The organism is Streptomyces sp. NBC_01255 (assembly GCF_036226445.1).
GTDB lineage: Bacteria > Actinomycetota > Actinomycetes > Streptomycetales > Streptomycetaceae > Streptomyces.
This window is the reverse complement of sequence record NZ_CP108474.1, coordinates 7,503,256-7,517,628: the sequence shown is the minus strand read 5'-3', so window position 1 is coordinate 7,517,628 and position 14,373 is coordinate 7,503,256. Positions and strand designations below refer to the sequence as shown.

The window sequence follows — 14,373 nt, the reverse complement described above, 5'->3', positions numbered from 1 at the left end:
ATGATGCACAGGTCGTCATCTCCCCAGGTCGCAGTGATCCCCGCGCCCCCGTACACGCCCTGTTGAAGGTGATCTTCCGCAAGCACGCTGAACACCGGGAACGGTGAGCGGAGAGCGGGGGGTGACCCGATTGGACACGGGCAAGGACGGAAACGTCGGCGGGGAGACGGCCGATGAAGGCGTCGGCGACGTGGACGTGTGCGTGGTCGGGGCGGGCCCGGTCGGCCTCACCCTGGCCATCGGTCTGCGCCGGCTCGGGCTCCGCGTCCGGATCGTCGACAAGGCGCCCGCCACCAAGCGTGAGGCGCGGGCCCTGGTGCTGTGGGCGCGGGCCCGGGAGGCGCTCGACGCCCTGGGGGTCGGCGAGACGCTCGGGCGCCACGGGGTGGAGCTGGACGCGGTGACCGTCCACGCCCGTGACCGGGCCCTCGGCGAACTCGTCACCGGCTGGACGCGGTCGGCCCGCGCCCGGCCCCTCAACATCGAGCAGCACGACATCGAGCGCCTCCTCTCCGAGGATCTTGCCCGGCTCGGCACCCGGGTCGAGTGGAACACGGAGCTGACGGACGTCAAGGTGCACGACGACCGGGCCGAGTTCACCCTGCGGCACGGGGACGGCACGGTGGAGTCCGCGGCCGCCCCGTGGATCGTCGGCTGCGAGGGAACCGCCAGCGTGGTCAGGGACCGGCTGGGCATCCCCTTCGAGGGGCGCCGCCGCACGGGCCTCCAGGTCGTCCAGGGCAACGCCCACCCGACCTGGCAGCTCGGCGAGGAGCCCGGCAGGGGCCACATCTTCCTGGCTCCGCACCGCTCTCTGCTCGTCTTCCCGCTGCCCGGCGGGGGCTTCCGCTTCTTCTGCTTCCGCGACGACCCCGACCCCACGCTGACCGCCGCCCCCACGATCGGCGAACTCCGGGACCTGGTCGCGGAGACCGCCTTGATGCCCGGTCTGCGCCTGGAGCCCACCGAGCACCTCTGGCTCAACCGGGCCCGCTTCAGCGACCGGGTCGCCGCCCGGCTCCGCTCGGGGCGCGGGCTGCTCGCCGGGGACGCGGCGCACGCCTGGGCGCCGGTCGGCGGCCACGGCATGAACGTCGGCATCCTCGGCGCCCACAACCTCGCCTGGAAGCTGGCCGCCGTGCACCGCGGGCAGGCGGGCGAGGAGCTCCTCGACACGTACAGCGACGAGCAACGGCTCCTCGCGGTCCGGTACATCCGCGAGATGCGGTTCAACTTCATGGAGCTGCCGCTCCCGCCGCTCGGCTACCGGGCGTTCACCGCCACCGTGCCCGCGGCCCTCGCCCGGCGCGGTGTTCAGCGCCGGCTGGACCTGCGGCTGAGCGACCTGGGCCGGAACCACAGGGACAGCTCGCTGTCCCGGCACCGTCCCGGCCGCGGTCACCGCGCCGGTCCGCGCGCGGGCGACCGGATGCCGGACGTCGCCCTCACCACCGGCTCTGCCGGGGGCGGCGGCGCGGCCGTCCGGCTGCACACGCTGCTCGGGTACGAACGGTGGACGCTGGTCCTGCACGCCGCCCGCGCCGACGCCTGCGTGCTCGACGCCCTGCGGGAGGCCTGCGACGGGTTCCCGGCCCCGGTCCGCGTCCTCCCGGTGACGCCCTGGGACGCCGCCGAGGCGCGGCGGCTCGGTCACCCCGACGACCTGCGGCTCGTCCGGCCCGACGGATACGTCGGTCTGGTCGCCCCGCTGGCCCGTACCGCCCTGATCCGCTCCTACCTCGCGGCGCTCACCGTCGAGGGCCGGATACCCGTCCGGCAGCCCCAGGAGCACCACCCGCACCGTCCGCACTGATTCGAGGGGGAGTCGGACCGTCATGCAGACCGCACCCGTCACGCAGACCACCGCAGTGACGCAGCCCGCCACCGGGCCACAGGCCGGCGCAGTGCCGCAGGCCGGCGCAGTGCCGCAGGCCACCACCACGCCGCAGCCCGCCGCCGTCACACGGCCCGGCCACGTTCAGCAGCTCCTGCCGCGCGCCCGCCGCCGCACCCGCGCCAACAGCACGGTCAGCGTCGTGGGCGCGGGGATGGCCGGTCTGGTCGCCGCGTACGAGCTGGAGCGGCTCGGGTTCCGCGTCGAGGTCATCGAGGGCAGCCGCAGGCTCGGAGGCCGCGTCCACACGCACCGGTTCGGCGCATCCGAGGGCGCGCCGTTCGTGGAGCTCGGCGCGATGCGCATCCCGACCGCGCACCACCGCACGATGCGCTACGTCGAGCACCTCGGCCTCGCCGACCAGGTCCGCCCGTTCACCACCCTGCTGTCCGAGGAGAACGCCTTTCTGGCGACCAGCACCGGCCACGTCCGGCTGCGGGACGCCCCCCGCGCGCTGATCGCCGACGTCCGCGCCTCGCTGCCGGGTGCCGACTACCGCGAGGAGACCGTGGTGTTCGGCGCGTGGCTCGCGGCCGTGGTCGACGCGGTGGCGCCGCCGGCGCTGCGGGCGGGGCTCCGCGCCGATCTCGCGCGCAACCTCCTCGATCTGGTCGAGGAGGTCGACGTGTCCCCGCACCTTCTCGGCCACGCGAAGGACCGGATCGACGTGCACGGTCTGTTCGCCGCCCACCCGGGGATCCGGTCCGGCTGCGGCACCCGCCTCAACAGCTTCCTCGACGACATCCTCACCGAGACCAGTCCCGAACTGGTGCGGCTCGCCTGCGGCATGGACCAGCTCGTGCAACGGCTCGCAGCCCGCGTGCGCGGCCCCATCTGGTTCGGGCAGCGGGTGTCGGGCTTCGAGGTGGCCGCCGACCACGTCCTCGTACGGATCGGGGGCGGGCCGGGAGCGACCGTGCGGCGCTGCGACTACGTGCTGTGCACCGTGCCGTTCTCCGTGCTGCGGGGCCTCACGCTGACCGGCTTCGACGAGGACAAGCTCGCGGTCGTGCGGGAGGTGGACTACTGCCCGGCGACGAAGGTGGCGGTGCACTGCCGCGAGCCGTTCTGGGAGCGCGAGGGGATCCGGGGCGGCGCCTCCTTCAGCGGAGGCCGCATCCGGCAGACGTACTACCCGCCCTCGGCGGACGACGGGGCCGTGGCCGACGGGGCCACGGATCCGGCGCAGGGCGCGGCCCTCCTCGCCAGCTACACGATCGGCGAGGACGCCGACCACCTCGGCCGGATGCCTCCGCCGCTCCGGCACCGGACGGTCGTCGAGGAGCTGGGCCGGATGCATCCGCAGCTGCTGCGGCGCGGGATGGTGCGGGGCGTCGCCAGCCTCGCGTGGGGCGAGCATCCGTGGACGGAGGGGGGCTGCACCATCCGCTGGGGGCAGGACGCCGCCGCCTGCGAGGAGCAGCGCGGGCGGGCCGTGCGGCCGCAGCGCCGGATGTTCTTCGCCGGGGAGCACTGCGCGACCGAGCCCGCGTGGATCGAGGGGGCGGTCGAGTCGGCCCTCGAGGCCGTGGACCTGATCGCCCGGCACGCGCCGGGCCGGGGCGTGGCGCCGCGGGCCGGACTGGAGGCGGCATGAGCGTGTTCGACCTTCCCCGTCTGTACTTCGGCGGGACCGCCGTGACACGGCTGCCCACGGGCCCGCGCGGCGGACTCGTGGACCTGGCGCGCAACACCGCCCTGCGAGGTGCGGAGGCCGGGGCCGAACGCCCCGCGGCCGTGGGCCCGTTCGGGGAGGACGGGCCCGCCGAGGCGTACCACGAGCACCTCGCGGAGCACGGCGCCCGCGGTGGGCACTTCTCCGGGAACGGCCATCTCGTCCTGGACGCCCGGGTGACCGGGGCGGAGCGGGTGGCCGGGGCCGTCGAGACGGACGATCCGGTCGTCGGGCGGGCCGTCGACATGTGGGGCCACTACAACCCGTATCTGGGCACGACGGTGAACCGGGCCCGGGTCTTCGACGTCGATCCCGCCTCCACGTGGACGACGACCCTGATGGGCGGCCAGTTCGCGTTCGGGCGGGAGGGCCGCTCGCACGACGCGGGATACCTGTGCGTGGGGGACGTGGGCGGCTTCATGCCGCCCCGGTGGCACGGCTTCACGCCGGTGCGCCGGACACTCCACCAGTTCGCGATCGGCGCCTGGGAGGGGCTCGACTGGCCTGCCTCGGCGGCGGACTCCCCCGCCGTCCGCGCCCTGCGGGCCGCCGTGGAGGAGGGTGAAGGCGGCGGGATCGTCGTCCAGTTCGCCCTGGAGCAGCCGGCCGCGGAGGGCGTACGGGACCCGGAGGACGCGCCGGGGGTGTGGCGGCTGCGGGGCACCATCGCGCCCTGGCGGCCGGACGAGCCGCGCACGCATCCGGCGGGGCGGTTGCTCGTCCCGTGCGAGAAGGAATCCCGTACGGACGAGGCCCCCGGTCCGTGCACCGTACGGGTCTCCCCGGAGACGGCCACGGTGGCGTTCAACCGGCCCTTCGCGCACGGGGGCGGGGGTGCCGCCCTGGAGTTGCGGACCGCCCGCTCGGATCTGCCGGTCGCCGTGCTGCCGGCCGGAGCCACCGCGGGAGGCGAGGTGGTGACCGTACCGGCCGCATCGGCGGAAGCGGCACGGCGGGCCGCGGAGGAAGGACTCGTCCTGGTGCGCCCGGCGGCGGACGGCGAGGGCACCCGCACGGTGCTGCTGCGGGAGCGCGAGGCCGTCGTCCTGACCGACGAGGCCTGCCTGATCCTGGAGCATCCGGACCCGGAGCGCGGCGAGGAGCACGCGGTCGAGGTCCCGGTGCGGACCTTCGTGCGGGGTGTTCCGGCCGCTCTCGACGAGGTCGTCGTCCGGCAGTTCCCCAACCCCCGGGCCCTGCCGCTGGATCCGGTGGCCGCGGCCCCGACGGCCCGCTGCGGGGACGTCGAGATCGTACGGCTCCGGGCCGGCCGGACCTCCGGCGGGAAGCCGCTCGTCGGGGAGGGTTCCGGTCGCGACGGAGCTTCCTGGTGCGGCTTCGCCACGGACGCGCACGGACGCGGCCGGTTCACCGTCTCCGGGGCGCGGGCCGGCACGGCACGGCTGCTGCTCGCGGCCGGTCCCGAGGATCTGCCGCCCCACGATCCGGCCGCCCCGGGCTCCGCCGAGGCCTGCTACGACCACGGGGACGCCCTCGGCTTCTGGCCCTGGGCGGGCTCCGCCGCCGTCCGCGTCCTGCCCGACGACTGGCAGCTGGACGCCGTCCTGCAGCAGGACGTGACGTTCGAGCTGCTGCACCGCGAGGTGTTCGCGTACTACGAGCAGCTGTTCCCGTTCATGCGCGACGAGGTGTTCAGCCTGGCGGACCGCTGCAAGGTGGAGACGTACGCGAAGCTCATCTGGCAGATGTGCGATCCGGCGAACAAGGACCGGACGTACTACATGCCGCCGACCCGTGACCTGTCCCTGCCCAAGGCGCGGCTGCTCCTGAAGTACCTGCGCGCGCAGAGCACGGCGGCGGCCGTGCCCCCGGCCGCCGTCCCGTCACCGGTCCGCTCGTATCCGCAGATCACCACCCGGGCCCAGCTGCGGTCGGCGCTCTGGCAGGCCGTCACGGTGGAGCTCGCCACCTCGCTCCAGTACCTCTTCGCCGGGTACTCGGTGCCGACGCACGGCACCGGGTTCGAGTACGTCCGCAGCGGGGTGTGGACTCCGCGCCAGCTGCGGCTGGCGTGCGGGGACGGCGGGGAGAGCCTGGCCAAGGGCGTCAGGGACAGCCTCTTCGACGTGGCCCGTGAGGAGATGATGCACTTCCTGGTCGTCAACAACATCCTGATGGCGATGGGCGAGCCGTTCCACGTCCCGGAGGTCGACTTCGGGACGCCGGGCAGGCTGCCGCTGCCGCTGGACTTCGCGCTCGAACCGCTGCACCTGGGCAGTCTCCAGCGGTTCATCGCCATCGAGCGGCCCGAGCGGCTCGCGGGTGGCGCCGGGGCCGGGGCCAAGGACGGACCCGGACCCGGCCCGTTCGGCTCGCCCAGCGAGTTGTACGCGGGCATCCGGGAGGGCCTGACCCGGGTCCCCGACCTGTTCCCGGTCGACCGGGGGCGCGGCGGGGGCGAGCACCACCTCTTCATCGGCGGCACGGTCAACGCCGTGCATCCGGACTACCAGTTGGAGGTGGACGACCTGTCGAGCGCGCTGTTCGCCGTCGACTTCGTGACCGAGCAGGGCGAGGGCGGCGTCCTCGACACCGAGAAGGCCGGCTCCGAGTCCCACCACGACACGTTCGTCCGCCTCGCCGAGCTGCTGATGACGGAACGCGCCGACGGGCCGCACGGCGAGGGCGCGCCGTGGCACCCGGCGTACCCGTCGCTGCGCAATCCGACGCTCGACCCCGGGCACCCCGGGCGGGCGGCGGTGAGCGATCCGCACGCGCGGCAGGTGATGCGGCTCTTCAACCGCTGCTACTTCATGATGCTCCAGCTGATCGTGCAGCACTTCGGGGAGAGCCCGGACGCGAGCCTGCGCCGCTCGAAGCTGATGAACGCCGCCATCGACGTGATGACGGGGATGATGCGCCCGCTGGCCGAGCAGTTGATGCCGATGGAGTCGGGGTGGCGGGGGCGGACGGCCGGGCCCTCCTTCGAGCTGGAGGAGCCGCCCGCGTACATCGCGCGGCCCGACGTGGCCCGGCGCGGGTTCGCGATGCGCTTCCGCCATCTCGCGGTGATGGCCCGGGAGTGCGAGGGCGTGCCGGACAGGGTGCCGGAGTTGATGACCTGGTACGCGGAGCGCTTCGCACACGAGGGGAGGAGCTGAGGCCGTGACGGACAGCAGGAGGACCGGTCGGAGGACCGAGGAGACCGAGGAGACCGAGGTACTGATCGTGGGCGGCGGTCCCGTGGGGCTCGCGCTCGCCCTCGACCTCACCCACCGGGGCGTGGACTTCGTCCTGGTGGAGGCCGGGGACGGCCGGGTCACGCACCCGAGGGTCTCCACCGTCGGCCCGCGCGCCATGGAGGAGTTCCGGCGCTGGGGCGTCGCGGACGCGATCCGGGGCGCGGGCTGGCCGGCGGACCACACGCTGGACATCGCGTGGGTGACCGCCGTCGGCGAGTACGAGCTGCACCGGCTGCGGCTCGGCACGGCCGGTGAACGGCCCCTGCCCTCGTACACGCCGGAGCCCGAGGCGATCTGCCCGCAGCACTGGCTGGCTCCGCTGCTCACCGCCCGCCTGGGGGTCCGGCCCGCGGGACCGGTCCGGCTCGGCACGCGCATGGTCGGGCTCACCCGGAAGCCCGACCGGGTGCGCGTTGCCCTCGTGGACGGGGCGGGGGTGCGGACGACGGTGCACGCCCGGTACCTGGTGGGCTGCGACGGGGCCTCGTCGCCCGTGCGCAAGGCCTGCGGGATCGAGGCGCCCGAGCGGCACCGCACCCGGACCCTGCGCAACATCCTCTTCCGGGCCCCCGGGCTCGGATCCCTGCTCGGGCCGCGCGCGGCACTCGTCCACTTCGTCACCGAGCCCGGCGGGCTGCGCTATCCACTGCGGGCGATGGACGGCCGGGAGCTGTACCGGCTGACGTGTCCGGCCGGGCCCGCGGACGCCGAGCGGGTCGTGCGGCGGGCGATCGCGCTCGCCGTGCGGGTCGAGGTGCTGTCGGACACCACCTGGCACCTGACCCATCGGGTGGCCTCGCGGTATCGCGACGGGCGGGTCTTCCTCGCCGGGGACGCGGCGCACACCCTGTCGCCCTCGGGCGGGCTCGGGCTCGCGACGGGCGTGGGCGACGCGGCCGGTCTCGGCTGGAAGCTGGCGGCGGAGCTGGCGGGCTGGGCCGGGGCCGGGCTGCTCGACACGTACGAGAGCGAACGGCGGCCGATCGCCGTCAACAGCCTGGAGGAGAGCCACCGCAACCTGCGGCGGACCGTCGACCGCCGGCTGTCCGGCGCGCTGCGCGACGGGACGGAGGACGGGGAGCGGGCCCGCGCCGCACTGGGCCGGGAGATCGCGGACTCCGATCCGCTCAGGGAGTTCGACGCGCCCGACCTGCACTTCGCGCACCGGTACGCGTCCGCGGTGATCGCGGACGAGAAGGGGAGGACGGACCCGCCGCCCGACGCCGTCGGGCCGGAGGGATCGGACGGCTCGGACGGGCCGGAGGGCTCGGACATGCCGGACGGGCGGGAGGGCTCTGGCATGCCTGACGGGCCGGTCTGGAACCGTACGACGCTTCCCGGGGTACGGGCTCCGCACGCGTGGCTCGGGCCCGGCCGGTCGACGCTCGACCTGTTCGGCGGGGAGTTCGTCCTCCTCTGCTTCGAGCGCTTCGACGCCGGAGCCGGGACTCCCGACGGTCTGGTCCGCGCCTTCGCCGACCGCGGGGTCCCCCTCCGCGTACGGCACTGTCGCGACCCGCGGGTGGCACGGCGGTACGAGCGGCCGTTCGTCCTGGTGCGCCCGGACGGGCACGTGGCGTGGCGCGGGGCCGTCCCGCCGGCCGATCCGCTGCGGGTCGCGGATCTGGTGCGCGGGGCGGGCGGATGAGCGGGCAGACGCCTGGGCGGACGGGCGGGTCCCGTACGGGAGAGGGCGGGCCGCCGGAACCCTTCGACCCGGCGCGGCTCGATCTGGCCGACCCCTACCCCGTCTACCGGCGCTACCGCGAGACGGACCCCGTGCACGCCGTGCGAGGCGGGCGGGACGAACACGGCGGGGAGGCGCCCACGACCTGGTACCTCTTCGGCCACGCGGAGGTGGCGCAGGTCCTGACGGGGCGGAACTTCCGCCGGGCGTCCCCGCTGACGGCACGGGCCGCGCCGGTCCCGGACGGGTACGTCACGCTGCGGCGGGTCGTCGAGAACTGGCTCGTCTTCCTCGACCCGCCCCGGCACACAAGGTTGCGCGCACAGGTGGCGCCGCCGCTCGGGGCCGCCGCGGTGGCGGCGCTGCGTCCGCGCGTACGGGAGATCGCGGAGGAGCTCGTCGCGCCGCTCGCGCGGCGGTCGGTCGTGGAGCTCGTCGAGGGGTTCGCGGCCCCGTATCCGCTGCTGGTCATCGGCGGTCTGCTCGGGGTGGAGGCCGAGCGGTGGCCGTGGTTCCGCGAGCAGGCGCTGGCGCTCCAGCAGGCGGGCGGGACCCGGGGCGACCGGACTCCGGCCGCGCTGGACGGCGCCGAGCGAGCGGCGGCGGAGCTGGACGGGTACTTCCACCGGGAGCTGGCGGGGCGGCGGGCCGAGGACCGCGGGGACCTCCTCTCGGCGCTGGCGCGGGCCGGGGCCGAGGATCCGTCCCTGAGCGGGGAGGAGCTGGCGGCGACCTGTACGCATCTGCTGACCGCCGGGCACGAGACGACGACGGGGCTGATCGGCAAGGCGGTCCTCGCACTGCTCGCGCGGCCGGAGGTGGGGGACGAACTTCGCGCCGATCCGGGGCTGTTGCCGAACGCCGTGGACGAGTTCCTGCGGCACGACCCGCCCGTGCAGATGGTGACCCGGTGGGCGCACCGGGACGCGGAGCTTGCGGGCCGGACCGTCCGGCGGGGCGACCGCCTCCAGTTGGTCCTGGGGTCGGCCCACCGGGACCCGGACCACTTCCCGGATCCCGAGGTCCTCGACATCCACCGGGACAGCGGCCGCCACTGCGCCTTCGGTCTGGGCATCCACTACTGCGCGGGGGCGGCGCTCGCGCGCGCGGAGGCCGAGATCGGTCTCGGTGTCCTGCTCGACCGTCTGCCCGCGCTCGCCGCCGGCGCGCGGCCGGGCGTCGAGGTGGAGTACGCCCCCGACTGGGTGTTCCACGGGCCGTCCCGCCTGACGCTGTCCTGGCCCCGCTGACACCCGGGAACTCCCTCACCCCTCTCCTCGTTATACCCCCCACGGGTATAACGAGGAGGCTCTGTGACCACGAGAAGACTGACCGCGCTCACCCCCGAGCAGGCGCCCGGCCGGGCGCGCGAGGTGCTCACCGACATCGTCGAACGGCACGGCTCGGTCGGCGAGATGGTGTCGACGATGGCGCATTCGCCCGCGCTGCTCGACGGCTATCTGAGCCTGTCCCGGGCCATGAAGCGGGTGAAGATCCCCCGCGCCCTCAGCGAGAAGCTGTCGCTCGCCGTACAGGAGTGGATCGGCTGCGGAACGTGCCGCGAGGCGCACCGCTCGGCCGGGCGCGCGGCGGGCCTGAGCGAGACCGACATCGAACTGGCCCGCCAGGGCACGTCGACCGATCCGCGCGAGGCCGCGCTCATCGGCCTCGCGCTCCGGGTCCTCGCGGAGCCGGGCTCCCTCTCCGACGACGACGTCGCCGAGGTACGGGCGCACGGCTGGAGCGACCGGGTGATCGCGGAGGTGGTCGGGGTGGTCACGCTCAACCTGCTGACCGGGGCCTTCAACCTGCTCGCGGGCATCCAGCCGGAGCAGGTGCCGGACAAGTCCTAGGGCCTGTCCGGCGGATCAGGGTCGGATAGGTCGCGGCGTCTGGTGCGGTGCATCGCAAGGCGCCGGAGCGCACTAATAGCGGAGCTATTCGGGGGTTTCGGCAACGCGGCGAGGTGCCGTGCCAGACGCCAGGGCCCCGGCCATGATCCGCCGGACAGGCCCTAGCTCTCCCGGAGGTCGGCGAGGAGTTCCGCCTGTCCCGCGAGGACGCCGGACAGGATCGAGCGCGCCACCGACAGGAGTTCCGTCACCCGCGGGCTGGTCAGCGTGTAGTACACGGCCACGCCCTCGCGCCGGGCGACGACGAGGTTCGCCCGGCGCAGCACGGCCAACTGCTGGGAGAGGTACGCCGCTTCGACGCCGGTGTCACGCAGCATCTCGGCGACCGCGTGCTCGCGTTCGCTCAGCAGCTCCAGGACGCGGATCCGGACGGGGTGTCCGAGCGTTTTGAAGAACTCCGCCTTCAACTGATAGAGCGGCGCGCTCATCGCACCCATCCCGCGCCTCGCGTCGAACCAGCACCATGCACCATGCCCCCATCCTCGCGCCTTCCGGGGCACGCGACTTACCGATCTCCGGAGTCGGGCGCGCTCAGGATCGAGCGGGGTTCACTCGCTCGGCCACGCGTCGCTGCGCCAGGCGCGCTGTTCCGCGCCCGCGTCGAGGTGGGCGGCGAACGCCGCGTCCAGATCGCAGTGGACCGGGATCGCCGGGCCGTCGCCCGCGGGGACGAGGGCGCCGTCGGTGGGGATCGCGGCGAGTTCGAGGCTCCGGCCCGCGGCCCGGAGCCGGTGGGCGGCCTCCGAGACGGCGAGCTGCCCGCCCGCGGACCAGCCGCGGAGCCGGCTCAGGTCGAGGACGACCGGGCCCGTACCGCGCGCCACCGCCCAGCCCACGGCGCCGGTGAAACGCCCGAGGGCGTCGGCACCGAGGAACCCGGCCAGGGACAGCACGCCCAGCTCCTGCTGAACCGTGTAACGCCATTCGATGGTCATGCGCGTCGTCTTCCCTGTCGTACGGCGATGGTGACGGGTGCGTAGGCGGGAGGGGCCTGGGCGCGTGGGGGCCGGACCAGGATGTAACGAATTGCAGGATTGTGCAATCTCCCATCTCACGGAGCGGATGGGATCGCGGACGGGCCGGTCCGCCGCCTCTCCGGCCCCCGGTCGCTCGCGCGGCGCCGTGGCCGGGATCCGTGCCGTACGGAGTCGGGTCAGCCCGCCGCGGGGGCCGTGAAGGTGACGTCGGCGGCCGGCACGGTGACCTCCGCGTCGCTCCCGAGGGCGTACGCGGCGACCCGGGAGACCGTCGCGGCCGGCACGGCCTCGCAGACCCCCGGGACCGCCGGGCAGTCCTGGGTGGCGTGGGCGTCGTACGGCACGACGACGCGGTAGCCGCGCGCCAGGGCCGTACGGGCCGTCGCCTGGACGCACATCTCGGACATCACACCGCAGACGGCGATCGCCCGGACCCCGGCGTCGGCGAGCGCGCGCCCCAGCGGGGTCTCGTGGAAGCCGTCGTCCCGGGGCTTGCGGATCACCAGCTCCCGGGGGCCGAGCCGGACGGGGTGGTGGAGTTCCCAGCCCGGCGTGTGGGGCTCGTCCTCGGATCCCGGCTCCCCGTCGTTCTGCAGGTGGACGACGAGCGCCCCGTCCCTCCGCGCCCGGGCGATCAGGTCCGTCGTCCGCTCGACGAGCCGGTCGGCCGCGGGCACGGCCCCGTCACCGACGACGAAGGCCGACTGCACGTCCACGACGATCAGGGCGTCCACGGGCTGCGGGTGCTGGGTCATCCCGTCATCATCACTCCCACGGGCCCCGGTGATCCACAGGATTTCGGCCGATTCCCCACCTTCCACCGGCTGGTTCGGATCACGCGCTCTACGCGGTCCCACTGTCGGCACCGGCACCGGCACCGGCCCTCGACAGGAGCAGGCGGCCCGCGGCTCCGGTCGTGAACAGGCCGGCGACGAGGGCGAGGAGCGCGACGCCCGGGCCCGACGTCCAGTCGACGGCGCGGGCGTGGACGGCGAGGACGACGGCGGTCGCGAGTGCCACCGCCGGGACGGCCGTGAGGGCCGGGCGGATCCGCGCCAGGTCGTCCTCGACGAGGGAGCCGAGGACGCCGACGCCGAGCGCCAGCGCCCACACGCCGAGGCCCTGCGCGTCGGCGCGGTTCACCGTCCACGGCACGAGGGGGCCCCAGAAGGCGGGGAAGGCGAGCAGGCCCGCGCCGATGCCGAGCCACCCGGAGCCGAGGACCGCGAGCAGCGGCTTCGACCAGCCGGGCAGCGGTACGACGCGCGGACGCTCGGCCCCGGACGGCGGGGCGGGCCTGCGGTACTGGGCGGCGAGGCAGGCGACGGCGGCGAGTGCGAGCAGCCCGAGGGTGGCGACCCAGCCGAGGCTGAACAGGGCGAGGAACAGGGGGCCGCCGTGGACGGCCTGGAGGGTGCCGCCGTTCAGCAGGCTCACCGTGAAGAGGCCGACGAGGACGATCGCGAGCGGCAGGACGAGGCACCGCGTCTCCTCCCAGACGCGGGCCCGGCCGACGGTGAACAGCGCGGGCGCGACCCCCGCCATGGCGGCTCCGAGGAGACCGGGACTGAGTGGCGCCGGGGACACCCAGGCGCCCGCCGCGTGGCCGGCCAGGCTCGCGAGGGCGAGCAGGGCGCCCACGGCGAGGCTGATGCCGCCCACGACGCCGCTCAGGATCACCACGGCTGGCGAGAGTTCCCTGCCGTCGACCGTGACGGCGCCGCGAGGCGTGGACGTCTCCGATGCACCCATCAGCGGTCGCCTTCCCGCGTGGCGGAGGCGGCCGTGACGACCACCGCGTCCGGGGCGGGCGCCGCCGGGCCGCCGGTCGGCTGCTCGGCGAACGCCCGCTGCCGCTTGAGGAGTTCGCGGCCGTACAGCACGCGCAGGCTCACCACGGTGACGGCCGCGTAGGCGAGCATCCCGCAGCCGATGCCGACGCCCGCGATCAGGGCCGTGAGCCGGTCGAGGCCCATGGTCCGCTCCAGTACGGGCACGGCCACCGCCGAGAACGCGGGGGCCAGGCACAGGGCCGCCAGGTGCAGACGCCACTCCTCGTGCGGCCAGTCGGCTCCCCTCGCCCGTGCGCGTGCCGCCCGCACCGCGATGACGGCATAGGTGACGGCGTACGGGACGGCGTAGGCGAGGAGCAGCCGGCGTCCGCCGGTCCCCTGGTCGAGGAAGGCGACCGTGATCCAGGTCAGTCCGGCGGCGCCCGCGAGGTGGACCGCGACCAGGACCGGCCGCGGGCACCAGGTGCCGGACAGGCCGGGGACGGTGGTGCGCCGGTCGAGCGCGCGGGAGGCGAGCAGGGCGCCGAAGGAGACGAGGGAGCCGAGGTGCATGATCGCGACGCGGTTGATGTCCTGGATCGAGAGCCCGGGGTAGAGCGCGGGCAGGAATCCCCATTCGAGGCGGAGCAGCGGAGCGGTCATCAGGAAGCCGTAGCAGAGCAGCATCCAGCGCTGGTGCAGGTCCGGGAGGCCGCGGACGGCGGCGAGGACGCCGAGGGTCACGCTGCCGACGGTGCCGGCCAGGATCGTGGCGAGGACGATCCAGAACGCGGCTCCGCTGAACGCCTGCTCCGGCGGGGTGCGGACGAGATAGAGCGCGGCGCCGGCCATCGACACGTACACGGTGACGGCGAAGACGGTCCCGGTGATCCGGTGCAGCCGGATCCGCCGCCGTACCGCCGAGAGCAGCTGGACGGGGCCGAGCAGCATCAGCAGGCCGCCGAGGACGGAGTGCACGATCAGCGGGGCCAGGCTGCGGGTGTACGGGCCCATCCGGTCGCGCACGGCCTCGGCCACGAACTCCGGGGAGACGGACCGGCCGAGGAGCCACTCGCCGATGGCGGGTGCCCCGGGGCGCGCGTACGGCCAGAGTTCGGTCGCCGCGATCGGCGCGTACGCCAGGCAGACCACCGTGACCGCGAGGGCGGCGGCCCTCCCTCGCCTCGTGCTTGTCCGACGCCCCACGGCGGTTCCCCCTCCGAACGCGCGATAGTCCTTTCTGGACCATGGA

11 protein-coding genes are annotated in these 14,373 nt (G+C 74.8%); 6 read left to right on the top strand and 5 right to left on the bottom strand.

Translation table 11 applies throughout. The annotated features are described in order from the left end of the window. Positions 1–121 precede the first annotated feature (121 nt). The 6 genes from OG357_RS34125 to OG357_RS34100 all read left to right on the top strand — a co-directional run bounded on the left by OG357_RS34125 (position 122) and on the right by OG357_RS34100 (position 10,312). Complete coding sequence (locus tag OG357_RS34125; RefSeq protein WP_329624784.1) at positions 122–1,813, top strand: FAD-dependent monooxygenase; 1,692 nt, start codon at positions 122–124, stop codon at positions 1,811–1,813. 22 nt (positions 1,814–1,835) lie between these two features. Further along, the gene (locus OG357_RS34120) at positions 1,836–3,491 is read left to right on the top strand and encodes a flavin monoamine oxidase family protein (protein WP_329624783.1); all 1,656 of its coding nucleotides are present in this window, start codon (positions 1,836–1,838) and stop codon (positions 3,489–3,491) included. Further along, positions 3,488–6,691, top strand: coding sequence for a ferritin-like domain-containing protein (locus OG357_RS34115; protein WP_329624782.1), 3,204 nt, complete (start codon positions 3,488–3,490; stop codon positions 6,689–6,691). Before OG357_RS34120 ends, OG357_RS34115 begins: the two co-directional genes overlap by 4 nt. Positions 6,692–6,695: 4 nt before the next feature. After that, positions 6,696–8,420, top strand: a complete 1,725-nt coding sequence (locus OG357_RS34110) for an FAD-dependent monooxygenase (RefSeq protein ID WP_329624781.1) — start codon at positions 6,696–6,698, stop codon at positions 8,418–8,420. Beyond that, a complete protein-coding gene (locus tag OG357_RS34105) occupies positions 8,417–9,709 on the top strand; it encodes a cytochrome P450 (protein ID WP_329624780.1) in 1,293 nt (430 codons plus the stop codon). The genes OG357_RS34110 and OG357_RS34105 overlap by 4 nt, the downstream gene beginning before the upstream one ends. A 63-nt stretch (positions 9,710–9,772) precedes the next feature. Continuing rightward, positions 9,773–10,312, top strand: coding sequence for a carboxymuconolactone decarboxylase family protein (locus OG357_RS34100; protein WP_329624779.1), 540 nt, complete (start codon positions 9,773–9,775; stop codon positions 10,310–10,312). 161 nt (positions 10,313–10,473) lie between these two features. On the opposite strand, the gene OG357_RS34095 is transcribed toward OG357_RS34100, so the two are convergent. The 5 genes from OG357_RS34095 to OG357_RS34075 form a co-directional block, all read right to left on the bottom strand. Then, the gene (locus tag OG357_RS34095) at positions 10,474–10,800 is read right to left on the bottom strand and encodes an ArsR/SmtB family transcription factor (protein ID WP_329624778.1); all 327 of its coding nucleotides are present in this window, start codon (positions 10,798–10,800) and stop codon (positions 10,474–10,476) included. A gap of 120 nt (positions 10,801–10,920) precedes the next feature. Continuing rightward, entirely contained in the window at positions 10,921–11,307 is a 387-nt protein-coding gene (locus OG357_RS34090; RefSeq protein ID WP_329624777.1) for an anti-sigma factor antagonist, read from the bottom strand. Between the two features lie 218 nt (positions 11,308–11,525). After that, positions 11,526–12,104 (bottom strand): isochorismatase family protein, encoded by a 579-nt coding sequence (locus tag OG357_RS34085; RefSeq protein WP_329624776.1) that lies wholly within the window; start codon positions 12,102–12,104, stop codon positions 11,526–11,528. Positions 12,105–12,192: 88 nt separating this feature from the next. Continuing rightward, positions 12,193–13,101 (bottom strand): hypothetical protein, encoded by a 909-nt coding sequence (locus OG357_RS34080; protein WP_329624775.1) that lies wholly within the window; start codon positions 13,099–13,101, stop codon positions 12,193–12,195. Next, on the bottom strand, positions 13,101–14,327 hold the full coding sequence (locus OG357_RS34075; protein WP_329624774.1) for a DUF2306 domain-containing protein: 1,227 nt from the start codon (positions 14,325–14,327) through the stop codon (positions 13,101–13,103). The genes OG357_RS34080 and OG357_RS34075 overlap by 1 nt, the downstream gene beginning before the upstream one ends. Between the last annotated feature and the right edge of the window lie 46 nt (positions 14,328–14,373).